This window comes from Ktedonobacteraceae bacterium (assembly GCA_035653615.1).
Taxonomy (GTDB): domain Bacteria; phylum Chloroflexota; class Ktedonobacteria; order Ktedonobacterales; family Ktedonobacteraceae; genus DASRBN01.
In genome coordinates this window covers 34,292-56,576 of the sequence record DASRBN010000033.1, presented here as the reverse complement: position 1 = coordinate 56,576, position 22,285 = coordinate 34,292, and the positions used below count along the sequence as shown (strand labels likewise).

Here is a 22,285-nt window from a genome sequence, read left to right as displayed (position 1 = left end):
ACATTGACAGAGGGGGATCAGTTTGAACGATCTGCCATCCCATGGATGGGATATCAACAATCAACACGGGTGGAATTCAGCGCTGGCGCCGGATGAACAACCTACGCAGAGACTGCGTGGCTTTTTCGTCGCGGCTGATGATCAGAAAACGCTGCATGTGGAGTTGCAAGATCAGCAGGAAGAGTCTAGATCGCGGCCTATCCCCTGGTTATGGTATCGAGCCAGGACGCGTAAGGTCAAGCTGAGCATTGCATGCGGAATAGCGCTGGCGGCTATACTCTTTTTCGCTTTTGTCGGCGCTGCATTCGGGAGATGGAACCCGGTTTCAACCCCGTTAAACAGGTTGACGAATTCACAGGTCTCACAAAGCCCGATGGCGACAGGAACTGCGACATCGATAGCGATTTCTATACCGCGTATAGAGGCGACTCCGAGCGCGCAGGCGACAGCGCGTGCAACGGCTACTCCAGGCGGGAAGCCACCTACGCCGAACCCGAATCCGAATCCTGGACCGAGTCCAGGCCCGCAGTCCTCGTCTGTCTATTATGGGGTGCATCTGCCCGACCAGTATCTCTCCGATTTGACGGCTTTTGAACATGATGCCCAGAAAGCGGTCTCGATCCTGATGTGGTACCAACAATGGGGCATCAACAATGGCTATCAATATTTTCAACCGAGTTGGATGAATGAGATACGCAATCATGGGTCTATTCCACTGGTGACCTGGGATCCCTGGAATCCGGCATTTGGTGCCGATCAGCCGCAATTTGCCTTACAAAATATCATCAATGGCAATTTTGACGCGTATATCACGAAATGGGCGCTGGCCTCGAAAGCCTGGGGGCATCCGTACTTCTTACGTTTTGCGCATGAAATGAATGGGAACTGGATGCCGTGGTCGGAGCTGGTGAACGGAAATAAGCCGGGACAATTCGTGCAGGCGTGGAGACACGTGCATGATATCTTTACTTCCCTGGGCGTGACGAATGTAACGTGGGTGTGGAGTCCCAATATCGATTACTCGCAAAGTATCCCGCTGCGCGAAGTCTATCCAGGCGATGCATATGTCGATTGGACAGCGATGGATGGCTACAACTGGGGCAACATCGGCCCGCACACCTGGGAGACGTTCGCGCAAGTCTTCGGCCAGACCTATAATGATATCCTTAGCATCACTTCTAAACCTCTGATGATCGCTGAAACAGCTTCAACCGAGCAGGATGGGAATAAGGCGCAATGGATTACGGATGGCTTCTCCAACCAGTTGATGCACACGTTTCCGCTGATTCGCGCGGTGGTGTGGTTCAATGAGGATAAGGAGACGGATTGGCGCATCGAGTCCTCGCCTTCGGCGCAGAGCGCTTTCGCCGCTGCCATCCAGTCGAATTATTATGCATCTAATAGCTTTGCGAATCTGAATGCGTCGCCTATTCCGGCATTATGAGTTGGGCAGAGATTCTTCGCTTCGCTCAGAATGACATGGTTGCAACATGTCTCTGTGCTATAATCTCCCTGAAAAGAGAGGGAGAAGGATCAATGGCAACGACATTTGAACCGGCAGAGAGGATTTTCGGGCGTCTCAAGGGGTTGAGGGCACAGATGCAGGCTGGGGAGGAGCCACTTCTCACTATTCCAGGCATCTGGGATGGCGGGCAGGGCCAGCGCAGTATAGCGTGCGATATTATTCTTACCAATCAACGATTGTTTGGCTATGTGTTCACCTCTTTTCCGCGCGAGCGGCTTTTTCTGGATGCGATTCCCCTGGCATCTATGCAGGCCATCTCTTTACGCCAGAAGTCATTTGAGCCGCTCTTTCGAGAATTACAGATTCGAGGGGGGCGACGCAGTGTGTATATCCGCTCGCGGCGCAAGCAGATAGAGAGCCTGTACGGGGCGCTGCGTATGGCGATTGAGCAATTCGCGCCGGCAGCGCAAGTGGCGCTTGAACAGGGTGGGTTCGAGGAAATGGTAGCGCCTCGCCCGGTACCCCAGCGCGGTGAAGCGGAGCGCGTACCAACCTTTGGCCGGCAGGAGATTCGCGTTCCTTTTGAACGCTCGTCACTGGCAATCACACTGCTGTTTGTGGGCGGCCTGCTGCTGGAGGTTGTGGGCGTGATCATCTGGTTGGCGACGCAAAGCGCGCAGACCGGCCTGCCATTATTCTTCGCCGGGCTGGTCGCGGTGATTACTTCAATTCTGGTGAGGCGACAGAATCGGTAATGCCATGATTATGGGGTGCAACAAGCCAGTGATTTCCCCAACCTTAGAAGGACATGCGAGGTCGCCTGGATTACCGGTTTACCGGGCCGGCCGTTTAACTTCATCATCCCACGCTCACTTCTCCTGGCGCTAATAACGGCATCAATTGCTGAACGGCGTGCTGCTCATTGGCATCGGCAACGGGGAGAAAAGGCCAGAGTTTATGCGCCTGGGCGTTAGCGGCTATCATGACGCCGAAACGGTGCAAAAGGTAGGCCGCAGGAGGTAAGGGCGTGGTTGAAGTAGGGGTAGGCGTCGCAGATGGAATCCGCTCCCAGGATACTTCTATCAGGCAGCCTACAGAAGGATCGCTGCCATAGGCAGACTGCAATGATAGACCTATCTGCGTATTGTTCGTTGCTACGTCGTTGACCAGGTTCTGAGCATCCCCTATCGCGGAATTACATACCGGCACGAAGAAAAAGGTCGGCGATGTCGCAGACAGAAGCGAGGCATGCCATGCTGTACCATCCCAGGTGATTGCTAACGACAAGAAGTGTTCATTCTGTGTGCCACCGACAAAACTATCTGCCTCATTGCTGGCAACGGTTTGCCCTGTGAGCGTTGTATAGTGCCAGGTGGAATGGACAACGGCAATGGCATCCCAGGCGGAATTATCAGACACGATGGGCGGCGCATCCGGCCATTGGAGATCAGTTACGCTACAGAATAAGCGGCAGTCGAAGCCATTTAAGCTACATATGTTTGGGTCAGAGCATGGAGCATTGTAGGAAGTGTCCGTGTCTAGCTGAAAACTCAGCGTTGCGCGCAGGGGCTGTTGCGCGGTCGTGAAACATAATACGGCCTGCTCCACTAACTTGCATCCATTGGGATGGGCATCGGCAACCTCGGATGGAACTGCATAGGCCTCGCCGGGTAGGACAATCTGACTATGTTGTTCTTGATTCAGCGCGGCTTGCGTTGCCGCTAGCAATGCCGCCCGCTGCACAGGCGCCAGGAGGTCGGTCGATACACGAAGCTCGACGAGCGAGACAAGCTGATTGCTGTTGTTGGGAGTAAACTGGGAATGATTGCACGTGCTAGGGTTCGAAATGACGGGCACGATCAGGATACAGCTTACGGGCCGGAATGGGGCGGCCTGCCACAGGAGCTTGTGCAGACCAGGCGATAAACTCAGAGCTGGCTGATTAACAGCAGTGGGTACGTGCGTGACAGTGTGTCCGTCGATGGAGAGATGACCCCAGGGCGGATTGAGCTGGAAATAGAAGAGGTCATTCTGCGGCCCGGATGCCGCCGGGCTGCTTAATGGAACAACAGAACCACCGGCCAGGAGATCACGTATACCGGTAGTGTTTGCAAGAATGACCAGTATTGCGAGTACAGCCAGGCTGGTGGTGATAAGTAATTGATATCTGCGATGACGAAGCAATAGCTGCGCTTTTTGTGAGAGGCGTAGGAGCACAGAAGCCGATAAATCGGCGGTGGGCGCGATCAATCGGCCCCTACGGGGTTCATCGGTATCCGTGAGTTGTTCGTCTAGATCGGTTATTTCGACCTCAAAGTCATCTTGAGGTTGCTGGTCCTGCTGGTCCTTCATGGATGCTCCAACGATGATGGCGCTATATTAAATTGTGACGACTCCCGTTCGGGACGCAATCAATCGGGCGCGGGCGGGCGACCACAAGAGTACGACCCCTACGAGTCATTATACACAATTTGCTGAACGCTGGCTGAAAATATATGGTTGAAGCCAAAAAGAAAATCCGTTATTGGCATTTCATGCTGGCCAATAACGGATTTTCTTTTTTATCATCCCTTGACCGAGCCGGCCAGGATGCCGCGGACGAAGTAGCGCTGCATCGAGAAGAAGACGATCAATGGCAGCGCCATGGAGAGGAAGGCAGCGGCGGTCAGAATCTGGTAGTTCTGGCCGTAGGTGCCAACCTGCTCGGCCACTGCCAGCGTGATGGGGGCGACGCTCGGGCTGCCGCCCAGGAAGATGAGGGCGACGAGCAGGTCGTTCCAGACCCACATAAACTGGAAGATGGCCAGCGATGCCAGCGCCGGTACCGACAGGGGCAGGACGATGGTCCAGAAGACGCGCCAGGTGGAGGCGCCATCGATATGCGCTGACTCCATCAGGTCTTTGGGCAAGGCGGCGAAGAAGTTGCGCAGCAGGAAGACGGCGAAAGGCAGGCCAAAGGCGGTGTGCGCTATCCAGACTCCAAAGTAGGTGCCGGTCAATCCGATAGCGGAGAACAGCGTGTACATCGGGCCTAAGGCGATCTGCGAAGGAACGACCAGCAATGCTACCACACCGAAGAACAGCCAGTCGCGTCCCGGAAATTTCATCCAGGCGAAGGCGTAGGCGGCAAAAGCGCCGAGCAGCATGGGAAAGATGGTGCCGGGTATGGAGATGATCAGGCTATTGATGAAAGCCTGACCCATGCCGTTGGCCTGAATGACGTTTTGATAGTTTTGGATGGTAAAGTTCCCCTGCACCAGACCCTGCCACCAGCCTATGCTTGTGATCAATTGAGGCGGGAGGAACGACGCGACGAAGAGGCCGAAAGTGGGAATCGACCAGAGGACGCCGATCAGTACCACGATGACCGTGAGGACGGTTCCAGACCAGCCGTGCAGGTAACCGCCTCTGGCCTGAGACTTTTCGCTTGTAAGCGATGCCTTTGTTGCTATCGCCGCTGCATCAGTCTGTCCTGTTGTGACGGGAACTTCTGTACTCATCGTGCTCTCTCCTCTGCTCGCATTCTGCGAATATTAATGACCATGACCGGCAAAATAGCGATGGTGAGGAGTATTGCCAGTGCGCTACCGATGCCATACTGGGAATTGAGGAAATACTCCTGGAAGAACTGCACAGCAACGACATTAGTGCCGTAATTACCGCCGGTAACGACATAAACAACGTCAAAGATTTTCAGGACGTTTATGATCATGGTGGTGATGACGACACCAAGAGTCGGGCCGATCATGGGGACCATGATGCGCCAGAACATAGTAAAACGGCCCGCGCCATCCATCTTGGCCGCTTCGATGACATCGTCTGGAATGCCTTTGAGGGCCGCAGAGATAATAACCATGCAAAAGCCGGTCCAGATCCAGACGTAAATGACGATCAGCGAGAAGGTGGCGAAGCGTTGATCGGTGACCCAGGCCTGGGGTTGCGCGCCGAAAAGTCCCAGGAAAGCGTTGAGCAGACCATACTCATTGCCATTACCAACCGGTACATAGGCGTAGACGAAGCGCCAGATAATACCTGCTGCGGTGGCCGAGATTGCCATTGGGATGAACAGCATGGATTTGACTAACGCCTCGATCCTCACTCTGTCTACCAACACTGCGATGACCAGGCCCAACCCGACGGTCAGAATCGTTGCCAGCACAAGCCAGATCAAGTTGTTCTTCAGCGTGTTAAGCAGGTTGGGATCGGTGAAAATCTCTTTATAATTCTGCCATCCGACGAATCCGGTCACGTTGCCCAACAGGTCGGTCTTTTCAAAACTAAGAATAATGGTCTGGATGAGCGGATAGATGAAGAAGGCCAGCAGTAAGATCACGGCCGGCGCGATCCATATCCAGGCCGACCAGGTAATGCGGGATTCCTGTCCCCTTTGCCTGCCGCCTGGCTTCTTTTTTTGCGGAAGGACAGTCTCAGGAGATTGCCCTTTAGCTATCATTGCCATACCTTGCATCCTTTGCACTAATTGAAACGTGCTCTGCTTCGCTACGTTGTCAGAGAACACAGGTAGGAGCTGTAGGGACAGCGGCTTGTCCCTGTCCTGGTTGGGGCGCAGAACAGGCATCAGAACCCCAAGGAGGACAGGGACAAGCCGCTGTCCCTACCCTACAGGGTTATGTGTATCCCCAGCCAGGACAGGAACAAGCCACTGTCCCTACAGGGTTCCGTTCTGCACACTAAGGTCCCTACGAGCTATAGTTCTGTGACGCTGTGTTTTCCATGGAACTGAGAATGCTATCCAGCTGATCTGGATGCTGGATATAATTCAGTACGGCTGCCCAGTAGGCATTTTCTACGGCGGCAGGCATCAAGTCATCGGCGCCAACTCTAAACGAGGTAGCCTGAGTCAACTGCATGGCGGAATTACGCGCGACATCGGTGGGATAGTCACTCAGAGGTACGGCTTTGTTCACAGAGGTGGCGCCGCCGCGCTTCACCCAGATGCTCTGCGCGTCAGCCGAGGCCATGAACGCCATGAACTGGCGCGTGCCATCGTTGTCTTTAAAGGCTGCCATGATGTCTGCGCCACCGGTGTCCGCGCCTTTGTACTGGGGGTTGATGGTCGGGAACGGGAAGAAGTTGTAATCCGTACCGGCCTTGATACCGGGGAACTGTGCCGTGATGAATCCTTCCGTGAAGTCACCCAGGTAGTACATGTAGGCCTTAGGCGGATTATCAAATGGCAGGTAAGACGCATCCTGGAAGTTGGTGGCCAGGATAGATTGCGGCGCGCCATTGATGTAGTGTTTGCCGTTGACAATCTGGCCAAACATCTGGAACGCACTTTTGATGCTGTTGTGCGTCCAGGGGATCTTGTGAGCAACCCACTGGTCATACAGATCAGGGCCATTAAGGTTGATATAGATCTGGTCAATCCAGTCGGCACCGGGCCACCCGCTGGAGCCAGAACTCTCCACACCCATCGACCAGGGGTATTTACCACTGCTGGCGATCTGGTTTGATAGGCTGATCAAGCCATTCCAGTCTGTGGGAATGCTATAGCCATTGGCCTGGAAGACCTTGGGACTATACCATATGGTGCCCTTGGTGTTGGCTTTCGGCAAGACAGCATAGATGTGGCCGTTGACGGAAGCTAGCTGGCGCCAGGTCGGAGCATAGTTCTGCGAGTATTCGTTTCCTACAATGGAATCCAGGTTTAGCAGTTTCCCTTGAGAGCCCAACTGTTGGAATAGGGTCAATGAGGGCATACCAGCAATATCGGGCGGATTATTGCCGCGCACACGCGTTGTCAGAACGGTGAGCAGGTCACGTGTTGATTCGACGTTGACTTTAATGCCGGTCTTCTGGGTGAATGCCGCGTTGATGGCGTTGAAGGAATCAAGCTCTTCACCGCTCCATTCGGTCAGCGCGTCAATGGATGAGACTTTCGTTGGGGTACCGCTGCTATTAACCCCACCCGAACTACCACCACCACAGGCAGCCAGGAGCGAAGAAGCTGCGCTGAGGCTCAGACCGGCCGCGGTGGCTCGCTTCAAAAACTGGCGCCTGTTAATTTTGTTTGTGGAGACATACTCTTCGACGAGTTGATCCAGGTCCCGACGGTTACGACGATCATAGACTGGCATAAGACCCTCCTTGCGGTTAGTCGAGCAACGACTAACAGAGGTTGCTCAGCTGGGCAGCCTCAAAAAATATTCTGCTAATCAACAGCATTACAATTCCTACGTACAAATACGTCACTTTCTCACTCGCCTTCGCGCTTTATAGAGCCACGGGTGCTAAAGCAAGTGTTAAGTCAACGTTAAGAATAAAGGTAACAAACTTTAGGAGTTATGTCAAACTCAACAATACGCGGTCGATGTTGAGGCAGGAACCGGCAGAAGCCAGGGTGACGGCAAACCTGAGCAGGACAGGCACCAGGGACTGTCCCTACAGTCGCCCTGGCATCAGGGATTTTCTTGCAGGAATTTCTCGATCTCGCTCAGTTCTAAGTGAGTGAGACGGAACTCGGCGGCTCCGATGATACCGTCGACCTGGTCGGGGTTACGCGCTCCTACGATGGCTGCGGTTACGGCGGGGTTTGCCAGCGTCCAGGCAATAGCAACCTCACCGACAGTGCGTCCATGCAGGTAGGCGATCTCACCTAGCTTTTCCACCAGCGCCAGGTTGCGTGACAGGCGAGGCTCCTGAAATTCGGGATCGCGCCTACGCCAGTCATCTTCGGGTAGCTTCTTGATGCGCTCGCGAGTCATTGTACCGGTGAGCAGGCCGGACATCATGGGAGAATAGACAATGACGCCTATGTCATTTTCCTGGCAAAATGGCAGAATTTCTTGCTCGACATCTCGCTTGATTAAGGAATACGGCGGCTGCAGCGAACTGATAGGAGCGATCCGCATAATGCGTTGCATCTGCTCGACGGTGAAGTTCGAGACGCCGATAAAGCGCACCTTGCCTTCCCGTTTAAGCTGGGCCATCGTCTCCCATCCCTCTTCGATATCTTGCTCAGGGTCCGGCCAGTGCATCTGGTAGAGATCAATAGCCTCTACTTGCAGACGGCGCAGGCTCGCCTCGCACTCACGCCTGATCGATGCCGCTTTCAAGTTGCCGCTGATCTCGCCGCGGTCATTCCAGACGCGCGCGCACTTTGTAAACACGTAGGGTCGCTCCGCGCGGTCCTTCAAGACGCGGCCAACGATCTCTTCCGAATGGCCGAGTCCATAGACGGCCGCCGTATCGATCCAATTGATGCCGAGGTCAAGCGCGCGATGGATGGCGGCCATGGATTGTTCGTCATCCTGTGGTCCCCAACCGAATCGATAGCCGCCTCCACCAACTGCCCAGGCCCCAAAGCCAATGGGCGTAATATCCATATCCGTATTTCCAAGTCGTCGTGGCTTCATTTTGATTATTCCTTTCCCTTAAATAGAGCGTTGCTCATTTCTTTTACACGATAGCAGCATAGTCTGGGATACATTCCCATCACAATACCAAACATCACATAGACCCTGTCCCTGTTAGCCAGCAACGTTGACACCCTCTTTTGCTTACAGGTACAATAGGATAGCCGGAGCAGGCGACTGCAACGGCCCCTATAGCGGGCGACCGTAGAGTCCAAGATTTATCCGGCATGTGGTGGCCCCTCTGGGCGCGCCTATTTTCCTACGCTTTTGTAGGGACAGCGCCTTGTGCCTGTCCTGAAACCATTGTTGAGGACAGGTACAAAGGGCTGTCCCCACGGGGTACATAAAAAAGTTGAGGCAATACTACGATGAAGATGTATGTCTGTATCAAACAGATTCCTGACCCTAACACCGTCGTTAGCAAGCTCGATCCGAACACCAAACGGCTCGTGCGCAGCGGTGTCTCGCTTGTACTTGACCCGGGCGATGAAAGCACCATCTCCGCGGCCATTAAATTGAGAGATACGATTGGCAACAGCGAATTGACGGCCGTTTCCATGGGGCCTGCCAGCGCGCAGGAAGCCATGCGCCGCTCGCTGGCCATGGGCGTGGATAGGGCAATCCTGGTAACAGATCCCGCGCTGGCCGGTTCTGATGCGCTCAGTACAGCGCGCGTGCTGGCAGCAGTACTGAAGAAAGAGGGCGCGGACCTGATCTTCTGCTCGACCGAGAGTACCGATGGCTATACTGGTATGGTTCCCGGTGGCATCGCGGAATTTCTGGGCATCCCCCAGCTTACTTTTGCGCGCGAGATCAACATCCAGGGCCAGAAAGCGGTTATCAAACGTGTTACCCTGACCGGTTACCAGACCGTTGAATGCCCACTTCCTGCCGTCGTCACCATCGCCAGCGGCTCATTCGAGGCTATTTATCCCACGATGAAAGGGATTATGGGAGCAAAGAAGAAGCCATTCAGCCAGTTGAGCCTTGCCGACCTGGGCATTGATGCTTCTGACGTTGGCGAGGCCGGCGCGCGCGAGCGTGTTGTGACTATAGGAAAAGTCGAGGCTCGTGCTGCCGGCCAGGTAATAAAGGATGAGGGAAACGGCGCGCAGGCGATTGCGGACTTTTTGCAGCGTCACCAGTTGCTTTAGTTGTTTCAATCCCTAAATACTGCTAAATCCGAAAACGTCAAGCGCAAATGCATTAGTTAGAGGGAGATGAACTCGTATGCCAAATACTATCTGGGTGCTGGTTGAATTGGAGGATGGCAAGCCTGCTCGCTCTTCGCTGGAAGTGCTGAGTAAGGCCGCGCAACTGGGGCGCGCCGAGGCTATCGTGCTTGGATCGGCCGCTGCTGAAGTTGCTCCAACGCTGGGAGAATATGGAGCCGAGAAGGTTTATGCGCACGCCGATGCCGCCTATGATGATTATCTGACGTTGCCGGCCGTTGATACGATCAGCCAGTTATTGCAGCAACATCAACCGGCGCTTTTGCTGCTGGCCACGACCTATGATTTACGCGATATAGCTGCCCGGCTGGATGTACGCAACAACATGGGCCTGATTACCGATGCCACGGATCTGCAATTTGATGGAGATACCCTGCTGGTAACGGTGCCGTGGGGCGGTGAGAACGTGGTAACTGCTACTTTCCCCAAATCGGGAACGGGCATCGTGCTGGCACGCCCGAAGGCGTTTTCGGTGGAACGACACGAGGGCAAGACCGCTGAGGTCGAAATGTTGAATATCGCGCTCAATGCTGAATCGCAGCAGATCAAGATTCTGGAGCGTATCGAGGTGCAGAGCGAAGGCCCGGCGCTTGAGGATGCGACGGTGATTGTTAGTGGCGGGCGCGGACTTGGCAAGCCGGAGAACTTCCGCCTGGTTGAGGAACTGGCAACTGCGTTAGGTGGCGCTGCCGGAGCGACTCGCGCCATTGTCGATGCCGGTTGGGTTCCATACAGCTACCAGGTTGGTCAGACAGGGAAGACGGTCAAGCCGACGCTCTACATCGCCTGCGGCATCAGTGGTGCTATTCAACACCTGGCGGGCATGAAAGGCTCTAAATATATTGTGGCCATCAACAGGGACGAACACGCGCCCATCTTCTCCGTCGCCGATTTTGGCGTCATCGGCGATGTATTGACCATTTTGCCTCAGCTGACACAGGAAGTGAAGAAACGCAAGGCACAATAATTGGTGAACTCCTTCTGGTGGGGCGATTGCGCCTGGAGCGTAAGGGCTAGATGATGGACTTCCCCAATCGCCTCACAGGTAGGAGAACCTGGTTTGCTGCCCGGAAACGCATCCCATGCTATAATAGGGCAAGAGATTCTTCTGAAAATTCCCCTTCGATTTTCATCGGTGGGGGTGCGACGGAGGCGCATGACGTTTACCAGGAAAAAGAAACAGGAGGATAAAGAATGGCAACAGTAAGTGAAGAGCTTCACGAAATTGTTGACAGCCTCTCGCTCGACGATCAACGTCGATTATTGGCATATGCCCACATGCTTAAAGAGACCGACCCGTTTCTGAAGTCTTTGCCTAAGTCAGAGCTACCAGCAGGGACACCAGGTAAAGTTTTGTTGCGTTTTACATTACCGCCGGAAGATGCAGAAGAAATGGAGCGTGCGATAGAAGACTGCGAAAGGATTGAGCCAGATGAGTACTAGCTACTTGTTAGACACGAGTGTGTTGGTACTTTCCTTCAAGCAGGATCAAGCAGTTCACCTTATGTGGGTTGCAGGGCTTGACCATGAACAGTGGTAATCAGAAATGGAGGTTCATGTTATGACTCCCCCTGTCATATCGCCAACCGGGGGCTGGGTCGGTGCCGCGATATTTGTACTCGTATTCATCGGGGCACTTATCATATTTGGTATTCGAGCGGGCAGATTAGTCGCTTTGCTGGCAAAGGCGCGGCCTGAGGATCGCACCGATCATATCGATGATCGCATCGGCGAATTCTTCCTGACGGTGCTTGGGCAGCAAGGCGTGCTGCGCGACCCCATCCCCGGCCTCGCACACTTCTTTACTTTCTGGGGCTTCGTCATCATCCAGTTCGGGCTGCTTAACTTGATGCTTGGAGCGTTCAACGCCTCGCTACCTGTACTCGGTGGTAATCGCGCATTCAGTATCGTGCTGGATATTTTCGTGATTCTGGTAGCGGTTGCTTTGATCGTGTTCGCTTTCCGGCGTGCCGTGGTGCGTCCGAGGCAACTGAGAAGCTTTCTGCATGGGCCATGGGACGGTTTTATCATCCTGGGATTGATCCTGCTCGTCATTGTGACCCTGTCCCTGCTGGAGGGATTCGAGTATGCCGCGAGCAATGGGGCCGCATGGACGCTGATCGGTTCGTGGATCGGACCGTGGTTCAGCGGACTGGGCACGCGTGATACTACTATCCTGTATCGTTTCTTCTGGTGGGCGCATATTCTGACCGTTCTCTATTTCCTGACCTATCTGCCGCGTTCCAAGCACCTGCACCTGATGGCAACGCCTTTCAACGTCTTCTTCCGCAACTACAAACCGAAGGGCGCGCTGCCCTTGATGGAGAATTTAGAGGAGCGCGAGGACTACGGCGTCTCAAAAGCAGAGCAATTCACGTGGAAGCAGCTGCTTGACGGCTATGCCTGCACCGAATGCGGGCGCTGTAATACCGTCTGTCCCGCCACAAATACAGATAAGCCGCTTTTCCCGAAGGAAATCGTCCTGGGCGTCAAAGAGGCGCTGTTTGTGCGGAGCGCGGAGATTCTTGGTGAAAATACGCTGTGGTCAAAATTGGGGGTAGCCGGAGTGCCGCTTGATGAGACGGCGAAAGAGAAAGCCGCTCATCACGAGCCGATGGTTGGCGGCATTATTACCAATGACGCTCTGTGGGCCTGCACTACCTGCCGCGCCTGCATGGAGATCTGCCCGGTCTCGATTGAACACGTGCCGAAGATCGTCGATATGCGCCGTCACCTGGTGATGGAGGAGAGCGAATTTCCGACCGAGGTAACGCCGCTCTTCAACAATATCGAGCGCAACGCGAACCCATGGGAAATCAGCAACGATAAACGGGCGGACTGGGCCGAAGGATTGGGCGTGCCGCTGATGGCGGAGAATCCCGAAGCTGACGTGTTGTACTGGGTTGGCTGCATGGGCTCGTTCGACAGGCGCAACCAGCGCGTGGCTACGGCCGTCGTCAAAATACTGCAAGCCGCGAAAGTGAACTTTGCCATTCTCGGCCCCGAAGAATCGTGTACGGGCGATCCCGCCAGGCGTATTGGTAACGAGTATTTGTGGCAGATGATGGCGCAGCAAAACATTGAGACGCTAAACGGCTATGGATTCAATCTCTCAGGGAATTCCGGCAATGGGCAGAATGGACACGCGCCCGGCAGCGACACAGCAGGCCCAACGCTCAAGCATCGCACGATTATTACGGCCTGCCCGCACTGCTTCAATACTATAAAGAACGAGTACCCCCAGCTGGGCGGCGATTATGAGGTTGTGCATCATACGGTCTTTATCGACCAATTGCTGACCGGCGGAAAAATCAAGTTGCCCGAAGGCTTCGATCAACGCAAACTGACCTACCATGATCCCTGTTACATCGGGCGCTACAACGATATCTACGAGGAGCCGCGCCGCGTGCTGACCGTTCTCAACTCAAACGGTATCAGCGAGATGGCACGCAATCGTAACAAGAGCTTCTGCTGCGGTGGAGGAGGCGGGCGCGCCTGGATGGAGGAGCGCATCGGCAAGCGCATCAATCAAACGCGCGTGAACGAGGCGCTAAGTACGGGTGCGGAAGTGCTGGCCGCGGCCTGTCCGTTCTGCATTACGATGTTCGACGATGGCGTGAAAGGCGTAGAGGCCGAAGAGAAGCTGCAGGTCGAGGATATCTCCGAGATCGTCGCAAGGGCAATAGAGGCTGGATAGTACGTAATCCTATGCTCAAGGGGGTTGGCAGACAAACGAAAATATGCTACAAAGGTAGCATAGCCATGTAGCTGAGCCTTTTGCTCCTACTGGCGATACGCATCCCATTAGCTGAAAGGCAGGATTGGTATGACAACAACAAGCGATAGACTGGCGGTAGTCACTCCTGCTGACTGGGTCCCAGGCTCCAGACAAGGACAGTGGACCTATAATCACTATGCTGCCTTGCCTGACGATGGGAAGCGATACGAAATTGTGAATGGAGTCCTGTATATGACGCCTTCGCCAAGCATACCGCACCAGAGAATTGCAGGGCGCATCTATCGTTACCTATGTACCTGTATTGAAGATACCGGCCTGGATTGGTGCTAGAGGCGCCTACCGATGTCATGTTATCGCCCAACACAGTCGTTCAACCCGATGTTTTCGTCATATTGAATGCTGGGCTGGCGAAGGTCCAGGATTCATACATTGCCGGTGCGCCTGACCTTGTCGTCGAAGTTTCATCACCCATTACAGCAATTCAAGACCGCAACAAAAAATATTATGCCTATACGCAAGCAGGCGTGATCGAATATTGGATCGTCGATCCCGGAACCCGCTCGGTTGAAGTATTGATCTTAGAGGGTGGCGAATACCATTCGCTCGGCGTCTTTCGCGGACAGGCAACGCTACCCTCACAGATTGTAGCGGGACTGACAGTACACGTTGAGCAGTTTTTCCCCAAAAAGTAAATGCAATGAAAGGGCGATCTGGTAAGTTTGTTGCCCTTTCATCCTCAGATGCTGCTTTACCCTCTATTTAGGAATCCTCTAGTCTGCCAGCATGTAGATAAAGTCGTATTCGGAGCCGGGAGGATTGCCCGTGGCGTGCAGTAACATCTGCCCTTTCGCTTCCATAAAGGCACCTGTGCCACCTGTGATTGCCAGTGTCGAATCGGTACCATCGTCATAGTATGGCCCCTCGACCGTGATCTGGCCCTGCGCGAGGAAGACTGTCCAGAAACACTCCCATTCCTTCTTACCCTTGACTACGGTACGAATGCACTGACCATTATCCTCGCCGACCTGTTTCTTGTCCTGAGCATCGAAGACAGGATTGTGGAAAGCTAACACGTCGCCGAGCGAATCATGGGGTGGATGAAAGTGTTGCACAGTATCGGTGATGGCATGCTCGACAACATGGATCGTTTGCCCGCTATTAGCGCTGACCGTTGAGCCGGTACGCAAGCTCAAGAACATACCTATAATGACACCTACTACGAGTGAGATTGATGCTGTGAGAACGAGGAGTTTCTTCATCATTGGTTCTCCTTTGGCTGAAAGGAAATAAACAACGCTCGCCTGATTTGAAGTGTATGAATGGAGTGCCGGTCTGTCAATAGGAGATTCGACTATATTGTACAGCCTGCATGCATATAAAAGAAATATGCAGAGGAAGCAGAAGCGTTGTGGAATAGTATGTTCATTCCTCTGCACGATAGTTGCTCACACCGCATTCACGAACAATGTACTCACGGATTCACCAATGTGAATGCGCCGTATCGTTTCGGCCATCAGAGGCGCAATGGAGAGGATGGTCATATTGGGCAGGCGCTTTTCGGGCGGTATCGGCACGGTATTGGTAGTGACGATTTCTACGATATCCGGCTGTTCGCGCAGTTTTTGAATAGCATTGCCGGTAAAGAGGCCATGCGTGCAAACAACGGTGACACGACCGATATGGAACTCGCGCAGGCGCCTCAAAATCTCGATGATTGTGGTACCGTTGGCGATCTCGTCGTCGATGATGATCACATTTTTGCCCTCGACATCGCCGACAATGGCCTCTACCACAACCTTGTCATCGCTGAGACGTTCCTTGCTACCCGCCGCGACTGGAAGTCTGAGCATGCGCGCGAAATGCGAAGCGGTCTTGGCGCGTCCCAGGTCAGGGGAGACGACGACGGTGTTCGCCAGGTCGCGGCCACGGAAGTATCCTGCCAGCACGTTGAGCGCGTTCAGGCTGTCCGTGGGGACGCTGAAGAAGCCATGCACCTGGGGCGAGTGCAGCGTCATGGTCAAAACACGATTGGCCCCAGCTGTTACCAGCAGGTCGGCGACCAGGCGGCCCGCGATAGAGATGCGCGGGGCATCCTTTTTATCTGAGCGGGCATAGGCATAATAAGGAATGACCGCCGTTGTGCGCGCGGCAGAAGCACCCCTGGCCGCATCCAGCATGAACAGCAGTTCGACCAGGTTTTCCTGTACAGGTGGAACGAGCGGCTGAATGAGAAAGACATCGGCCTCGCGACAATTGGCATTCAGTTGTACATACAGGCAATCGTTGCCGAAATGCCGGATGGTGCTTGGAGAAAGCGGCACATCCAGGTTTTTACAAATCTCTTTTGCGAGTTCAATATGAGCAGACCCACTGAATATCGTTATTTCACGCACAGTTCTTCCTACCTTAACAAATCACGCGCGATCACCAGGCGTTGAATCTGGTTCGTCCCTTCATAAATCTGGGTGATTTTGGCATCGCGCATCATCCGCTCTGCCGGGTATTCCTTCATATACCCGTAGCCGCCAAGGATTTGAATTGCATCGTTGGTCACTTCCATGGCGATATCCGAGGCGTACATCTTGGCCATCGACGAGTACTTACTGAAGTGTTTTTCGCCGCGGTCGATCATTTCCGCGGCATTGTAGACCAGCAAACGCGCGGCTTCGACCTTGGTGGCCATATCCGCCAGCATGAACTGAATGCCCTGGTTTTCTGCGATGGGTTTGCCAAACTGGATGCGCTGTTTGGAGTAGGAAACGGCCAGGTCTAATGCTCCCTGGGCGATGCCGAGCGCCTGCGCACCGATGCCGGGACGCGTGCGGTCAAGCGTCATCATGGCGATTTTGAAACCATCGCCTTCCTGCCCCAGCAGATTTTCGGCGGGTACTTCGCAATCCGTGAAGATCAACTCTGCCGTCTGCGATCCCTTAATGCCCATCTTATCCTCGATGCGACCAACGGAAAAGCCTGGGAAGTCTTTCTCCACAATGAAGGCGCTGATGCCGCGCGTATCTTTCTCGCGGTCAGTAATGGCGAAGACGGAGTTCACCTGGGCAAGACCACCATTGGTAATAAAGCGTTTGGAACCATTGAGGATGTACTTATCGCCTTTGCGCACGGCCATGGTTTGCATAGCGCCGGCATCGGAACCGGAGCCTGATTCGGTCAGTCCAAAGGCGGCAAGCCACTCACCGCTGGCCAGGGGTGGCAAATACTTGCGCTTCTGTGCCTCATTGCCCGCCAACATGATCGGCAGCGCGCCAAGCTGCTGCACGGCCAGAATCAGGCCGGTCGTGGCACAATGGCGGGAGAGTTCCTCAATTGCCATCAAAACCGCCAGTTCGCTGGCTCCGATGCCGCCATATTCGACCGGGAACGGCATGGCCAGGATATCCTGCTGGGCCAGTAGTTCTTTCATATCCCAGGGATACTCTCCTGTATGGTCGATTTCGGCGGCGCGGGGAGCCACACGCTCCACAGCGATCTCGTGTATTGCTTCGATAATTGCCTGTTCGTCTTCGGCGATATGTGCGACAGCCATTGATAGACTCCTTTTGTATGTACTAAATCTCTTCTGGATCGATGCCAAGCGAGCGCAATTTCTCTGCCAGTAGACGCGCTTTCTCCTCGGATTGGCGCGCTTTTTGCTCAAGCAAGCGAGTTCTATGTTCGAGCGACCATGTTTTTTGCTCAAGTTCCCGTTCGTGTTGTTCGCGAGCTTCAGCCTCGGTCAGGCGACGCTGCCCATCAGCGTCATAGAGGCGCAGATACTCGTCATCGGGTATCAGGAAACTTTGTAGTTGCTCGCTCCAGAGGCGGCCTTGCTCGTCCGGCTGCATTTCCTCCATCATCTTCTTGTCGCGGTTGCGTTTCCAACCGACCAGGCGGCGGCCTTTGTATTTAAGATGCTGAGGCGTCTCTGGATCATAGAGATAATACTCTTCTACGCCCATACTGTAATATTTTTGAGGCTTTTTCAGCAGATCATTACGCCAGGTCTCGTTTGAGGCGATCTCAAAGACCACGTGAGGAGCGGAGCCTGTCTTACCTACCGTCCAGCTCCTGCGCGTACGCTGTACCTCTCCCTTGATAACCGCAACATCAGGCGCAATGGGATACTCCATTGTGTCAAGGGTTTGATAATGGTTGAGATTATCATAGATTGCGTATACCTGCCCTCGATACATCCAGCGCAAAACGTGCTTGAGATAAGCCGCGAGTTCGGAATGATATGATGTTTCCCCCATCAAATCTTCCGTCGTCGCATGAGAGTCGTAGTAGTAGTCCACTTCGTGATAGTCCAGCGCGGCTTCATCTCGTGCATATTGCCCCATACAAACCTGCCTTTCCTACAAATTCAAGTTGCGGGACGCCTGATGATGCTATTATCCGTCTGTATGTATTATGACATAAGGGACGAGGGAAGTGTAGGGAGATTGCTCCGAGGAACGAATGAAACGGTCGTGGGCAAGCGGCCTACTTTTATAGGCGTCCACGTTTGATTACTCACCCGTAACCTACCTAGAAACCTTGTAATATCTACTAATCCGTCGAGGGACGAGTTGAGTAAGTCTCCAAATCCGACGGCTTCAAATCCTGATGAGGAACAAGCCGGTAGTGCCTCTCATTTGCTATCCTGATCCCCTGATCAGTATTTTCAAACTCAAACAAGGCTATCAAATCACCCGCTATAAACTGTGCAGCAATTGGGGGGCACCTGACATACCGGGGAAACCTATGAGTACAGAGGGCATAATCCTGCTCAATTTGTACTATTCCCAACTTATCATTCCCACCTTTTGCTTGTACCGGAAAGACATAGTGTGCTCCTTTTTTATCGACGCCTATATAAATTTCATCTGTCTCAACCTGTCCAATTCCTGGTACCGTTGTTCGTAAATGGTTTTGAAAGGAATAACAAGTTACTCCGGTAAATATATCTATTAAACGATTATAGCGTAACTTTGCTAGCAGTGCCTGCTCATCTCGTTTTGTATACTTCAAAACGATCCCGGGAGTCGCATCGGCTATCTTAGTCTCAGTCAGCGACTTTTTAGGTTGAATATCCACTAATTCCTCATCGAGCGCTACAAAGCTATATTGTGATCTACCAGTTGAGCGAATAACCCATGCTTTCCCTTCAGGAGCTTTATTACGAACTGAAAGGGGAAGAACATTCCGGTAGCGGAAGGAATAATTGAGGTCTCCTAAATTCTTAATTCTTTTAACTCCCAGCGCATCGGCGGCTGTATGAATTTCCTCTCTTCCAAAATCAACCTTTTCGTCACCTTCTTGATAATGCTGAAAAAAATATATACTCTACAATTTGTCCGTACCTCGTATCTTGCTTTTTCCTGGAAGTGGAGGGAATCTCATCTTCCTCTCCTGTATCTTCCATTTCTTCTACATCTTCCATATATTTTTCCCTTGATTCCGCTAACTTCTCTCCAAACAAATTTGAATCATATTGAGGATATTCACTCATCTCTACTCCCTTATAATGCAGAGAAACTTCTGAACCAGGCCAACGAAGGACTACGACTTCTTCAGAAAGAAAAGACTGGGTAGCCGTCGCCACCCTTGTACGAAATGGATCGATACTAACGACTTCGTAACCCAACGACTCTGCTATCCGTGCAAGAAGCTGCCCTGTACGAATCATTATCTGAAAATAAGAAGCCTGATCGCCTACCACATAGCCTAACATAGCACCCGGTCGCAAAAGAGATCGCAAACCTGACAAATGGCGAGCCATACCTCCAAAGAATAACTTTGTTACCCGCGAATAAAGCCTTTCAAATCCAGATGTCTTCTGAAGTTCAATCCGTCGCCTCTCTATTTGGTCGGCAAGACTCATAATCTCTGGAAATTCTTGAGCCCACCGATCATCCGTATCATGAACAAAAACATTTCGAGTGTTTGAGCGTAATAGATTTTGTTTGACTCTACGCAAATCGCCCTTAGAGAGTAAAAAGCCAAGCAGTACTGATTCTAAACGGGTTGTTCGTGTATAGTCTTTTTCATTGGGGTAAGGAGGGGATGTGAACACTACATCTATAGAATTGGGAGCAATTAACTCACTAACCTGTCTGGCATCTGCATTGTAGACAATGCTTTCAGCAAAATCCTTGCCCTGCATCTGTTGTAGATGAGCAGTCATCACTTGAACCACTTTTAGCCATTCGTTTACCACGTTGGCATCTTTTTTAATTACTCCTAGACCTACTTCAGGGCCAAATCGTAAATTCCCTATAGAAGTGACGAGCGCTTGCGCTAAAGCGAGGCGTTCATGATCGTAAAAAGAAGCATCTCGAAATTGTTCGATAAAATCGAGGAGAATCAGTACTTTATGTAGGGGAAGCGGACTAATCGAGTCTTTCAAAATTAGCCCAGCCTGATCAGGGGGAAGAGTTTTTAGAGATATTTCCGAATCAGCAGAATGATCTTGAAATAAGCCATAGTTCTCTAATCCGCTTCGCTCTAATTCAGTTGAAACAGCTTTGGCAATCTTTCGAGCATGAGCTAAGAGAGCATCAGGTGCGGGCGACCAATCAGTTTTCACCCGCGAGGCAAAACAAGTCATAGGATGAGCTTCAATACCTATACTTTTTATTCCAAGTTTTTTGCATTCAACAAGCGTAGTCCCTGTACCACAAAACGGATCAAGGACTATATGTGAAGCATCCACTCCAAATCGGTGAAGATAATCACGAACAAGATGAGGAGGATACGAAAGGACAAATCTGTACCAACTATGAATTGCTTGATCTCCCTGGAGCAACTTGTTTGTATTTTTAGCTACTATTCCTAACTCCTGCTGAAGCATCCTTAACACCACTCCTTCCGTTGATTGTCAAATTCTACCAGAATAAGGCAAACTAATCAAACGGAAATAGCCAATCCCAGGGCCATTTAAAAGTTTGGTCATTCCAGGTCAAAATCTTACGCGAGAAAAGGGCAAATGCACGCTCATTCACAGGACTTTTCATGGCCCTGCCTGGCCTTATGTTAAGGTTGCTTTACCACTCAGAATATGCTATAATACGCACAGAATCGAGGAAAACCTTTTGGAAAAAGTGGGTGCCCTAGCCCACTTTTCTGTTTGCTTGAGACGTTTTATCCGTTGAACTGGTGCAGGCATCGTCCTCTTTGAAGAGAGGCGAAGAGAATGCATCGGAACTTGCACTCGAAAAACCGACATTCAGGTGTCTACCAGGCGACCAGCGGGAGGGATATGGCATATGAGGAGCGAATTTCAGGCGGCTATCGCACAATTAATTGCCGAAAAGGGACTGCCCCGCGAGGTAGTGATGGAAACTGTTGCCACTGCCCTGCTATCGGCCTATCGCAAGAGCTTCGGCGGCGGTGAAAATATTCGCATCGAGGTAGATAAAAATGGCGAGGTGCGAGTCTGGGCAGCGAAGCGCGTTGTGGCACAGGTGAGCGATCCCAACGAGGAAATCTCGCTGGCTGAGGCACAACGGCTGGTGCCGCGTGCCGCGCTTGGGCAGACTATTGATGTCGATTCATCATTCATCTTCGCGCGTATTCCTGCCCAGACGGCCAAACAGGTGATCTTACAACGCATTCGCGAGGCCGAGCATGAGCACCTCTACGATCAGCTCAAGGACTGGATTGGCGAAATTCGTCTCGGCACCCTCACACGCAAGGACCCGACCCGCGGCTGGCTGCTGGATTTCGATAAGGCTGAGCGCGTAGAGGGCGTGATGCCCCCAGGCGAGGAAGTTCCAACCGAACGCTACCGCGTTGGGCAGCGCCTGCGTGTCTACGTCTATGATGTGCGCCGCGTCCAGGGGCGTATGCTGCAAATCATGGTCTCCCGCACGCATCGCGACCTCGTACGCCGTCTCTTCGAGTCGGAAGTGCCGGAAATTTACGAGGGAACCGTCGAGATCAAGGCCATCGCGCGCGAGCCGGGCAGCCGCTCAAAGGTTGCGGTGGTTTCTCGCCAGGAGGGGTTAGACCCTATTGGTTCATGCGTTGGCGTGCGCGGCTCGCGCATCAATAATATCGTACATGAACTCAACGATGAGAAGATCGATATTATCCAGTGGAGTTCTGATCCCGCGACATTCGTGGCCAACGCACTCAGTCCTGTGAAACCTTTGAGAGTGGAATTGCGCGAGTCGGATCACACGGCGGTGGTCACGGTACCCGAAAGGCAACTTTCGCTAGCCATTGGTAAAGATGGTCAAAATGCGCGGTTAGCGGCAAAATTGACCGGGTGGCGCGTGGATGTTACAAAACCCGCTGAGGGTGAGGTATTCGAAGAGCAACTTGAGGAGAGGCGCGAGCCTATATCCACGCACAGCGGCCGGCGCGAACGCGGAGATCGCGATCGCTCGCAAAACCGTTATGAGCGGGGCGACCGTGAAAGCGGCTCAAGGCGTTCGCACCAGCGCGGGGGCGGACGCTATACGGCGCCACTCGATGATGATGAGTAAGT

20 protein-coding genes are annotated in these 22,285 nt (G+C 52.9%); 9 read left to right on the top strand and 11 right to left on the bottom strand.

Translation table 11 applies throughout. From position 1 onward, the window contains the following. The first annotated feature begins 22 nt into the window (after positions 1-22). Positions 23-1,444, top strand: a complete 1,422-nt coding sequence (locus tag VFA09_18465; GenBank protein HZU69267.1) for a glycosyl hydrolase — start codon at positions 23-25, stop codon at positions 1,442-1,444. A 92-nt stretch (positions 1,445-1,536) separates the two neighbouring features. Continuing rightward, positions 1,537-2,220: a hypothetical protein gene (locus VFA09_18460; GenBank protein HZU69266.1), complete on the top strand. Its 684-nt coding sequence runs from the start codon at positions 1,537-1,539 to the stop codon at positions 2,218-2,220. Positions 2,221-2,323: 103 nt separating this feature from the next. Here the strand turns inward: VFA09_18460 and VFA09_18455 are convergent, their stop codons facing one another. The 5 genes from VFA09_18455 to VFA09_18435 all read right to left on the bottom strand — a co-directional run bounded on the left by VFA09_18455 (position 2,324) and on the right by VFA09_18435 (position 8,844). Then, complete coding sequence (locus tag VFA09_18455) at positions 2,324-3,817, bottom strand: hypothetical protein (GenBank protein HZU69265.1); 1,494 nt, start codon at positions 3,815-3,817, stop codon at positions 2,324-2,326. Positions 3,818-4,029: 212 nt separating this feature from the next. Continuing rightward, on the bottom strand, positions 4,030-4,965 hold the full coding sequence (locus VFA09_18450) for a carbohydrate ABC transporter permease (protein ID HZU69264.1): 936 nt from the start codon (positions 4,963-4,965) through the stop codon (positions 4,030-4,032). Next, the gene (locus VFA09_18445) at positions 4,962-5,924 is read right to left on the bottom strand and encodes a sugar ABC transporter permease (GenBank protein ID HZU69263.1); all 963 of its coding nucleotides are present in this window, start codon (positions 5,922-5,924) and stop codon (positions 4,962-4,964) included. The genes VFA09_18450 and VFA09_18445 overlap by 4 nt, the downstream gene beginning before the upstream one ends. A 241-nt stretch (positions 5,925-6,165) precedes the next feature. Beyond that, complete coding sequence (locus tag VFA09_18440; protein HZU69262.1) at positions 6,166-7,566, bottom strand: ABC transporter substrate-binding protein; 1,401 nt, start codon at positions 7,564-7,566, stop codon at positions 6,166-6,168. Between the two features lie 321 nt (positions 7,567-7,887). Next, complete coding sequence (locus VFA09_18435) at positions 7,888-8,844, bottom strand: aldo/keto reductase (GenBank protein HZU69261.1); 957 nt, start codon at positions 8,842-8,844, stop codon at positions 7,888-7,890. Between the two features lie 368 nt (positions 8,845-9,212). On the opposite strand from VFA09_18435, the gene VFA09_18430 reads away from it, so the two are divergent. From VFA09_18430 to VFA09_18405, 6 genes are all read left to right on the top strand, one after another. Next, positions 9,213-9,998 carry an electron transfer flavoprotein subunit beta/FixA family protein gene (locus tag VFA09_18430; GenBank protein HZU69260.1) on the top strand — a complete coding sequence of 262 codons (786 nt, stop codon included), beginning with the start codon at positions 9,213-9,215 and terminating at the stop codon, positions 9,996-9,998. A gap of 76 nt (positions 9,999-10,074) precedes the next feature. Further along, positions 10,075-11,043 (top strand): electron transfer flavoprotein subunit alpha/FixB family protein, encoded by a 969-nt coding sequence (locus VFA09_18425; protein ID HZU69259.1) that lies wholly within the window; start codon positions 10,075-10,077, stop codon positions 11,041-11,043. 227 nt (positions 11,044-11,270) lie between these two features. Beyond that, on the top strand, positions 11,271-11,519 hold the full coding sequence (locus tag VFA09_18420) for a hypothetical protein (protein HZU69258.1): 249 nt from the start codon (positions 11,271-11,273) through the stop codon (positions 11,517-11,519). A 118-nt stretch (positions 11,520-11,637) separates the two neighbouring features. Continuing rightward, complete coding sequence (locus tag VFA09_18415; protein HZU69257.1) at positions 11,638-13,773, top strand: (Fe-S)-binding protein; 2,136 nt, start codon at positions 11,638-11,640, stop codon at positions 13,771-13,773. Positions 13,774-13,902: 129 nt separating this feature from the next. Further along, complete coding sequence (locus VFA09_18410) at positions 13,903-14,145, top strand: hypothetical protein (GenBank protein HZU69256.1); 243 nt, start codon at positions 13,903-13,905, stop codon at positions 14,143-14,145. Between the two features lie 17 nt (positions 14,146-14,162). Next, on the top strand, positions 14,163-14,507 hold the full coding sequence (locus VFA09_18405) for a Uma2 family endonuclease (GenBank protein HZU69255.1): 345 nt from the start codon (positions 14,163-14,165) through the stop codon (positions 14,505-14,507). Between the two features lie 78 nt (positions 14,508-14,585). Here the strand turns inward: VFA09_18405 and VFA09_18400 are convergent, their stop codons facing one another. The 6 genes from VFA09_18400 to VFA09_18375 all read right to left on the bottom strand — a co-directional run bounded on the left by VFA09_18400 (position 14,586) and on the right by VFA09_18375 (position 20,644). Continuing rightward, positions 14,586-15,077 carry a dirigent protein gene (locus VFA09_18400; GenBank protein ID HZU69254.1) on the bottom strand — a complete coding sequence of 164 codons (492 nt, stop codon included), beginning with the start codon at positions 15,075-15,077 and terminating at the stop codon, positions 14,586-14,588. A 183-nt stretch (positions 15,078-15,260) separates the two neighbouring features. Next, positions 15,261-16,208 carry a ribose-phosphate pyrophosphokinase gene (locus tag VFA09_18395; protein ID HZU69253.1) on the bottom strand — a complete coding sequence of 316 codons (948 nt, stop codon included), beginning with the start codon at positions 16,206-16,208 and terminating at the stop codon, positions 15,261-15,263. Between the two features lie 8 nt (positions 16,209-16,216). After that, positions 16,217-17,359 (bottom strand): acyl-CoA dehydrogenase, encoded by a 1,143-nt coding sequence (locus VFA09_18390; protein HZU69252.1) that lies wholly within the window; start codon positions 17,357-17,359, stop codon positions 16,217-16,219. 22 nt (positions 17,360-17,381) lie between these two features. Continuing rightward, positions 17,382-18,152 (bottom strand): Uma2 family endonuclease, encoded by a 771-nt coding sequence (locus VFA09_18385; GenBank protein HZU69251.1) that lies wholly within the window; start codon positions 18,150-18,152, stop codon positions 17,382-17,384. A gap of 208 nt (positions 18,153-18,360) precedes the next feature. Continuing rightward, complete coding sequence (locus tag VFA09_18380) at positions 18,361-18,888, bottom strand: hypothetical protein (protein HZU69250.1); 528 nt, start codon at positions 18,886-18,888, stop codon at positions 18,361-18,363. A 214-nt stretch (positions 18,889-19,102) separates the two neighbouring features. Continuing rightward, positions 19,103-20,644, bottom strand: a complete 1,542-nt coding sequence (locus VFA09_18375) for a DNA methyltransferase (GenBank protein ID HZU69249.1) — start codon at positions 20,642-20,644, stop codon at positions 19,103-19,105. A 415-nt stretch (positions 20,645-21,059) separates the two neighbouring features. Between VFA09_18375 and nusA the strand changes: the two genes are divergently transcribed. Continuing rightward, positions 21,060-22,283: a transcription termination factor NusA gene (gene nusA, locus VFA09_18370; protein HZU69248.1), complete on the top strand. Its 1,224-nt coding sequence runs from the start codon at positions 21,060-21,062 to the stop codon at positions 22,281-22,283. Positions 22,284-22,285 lie beyond the last annotated feature (2 nt).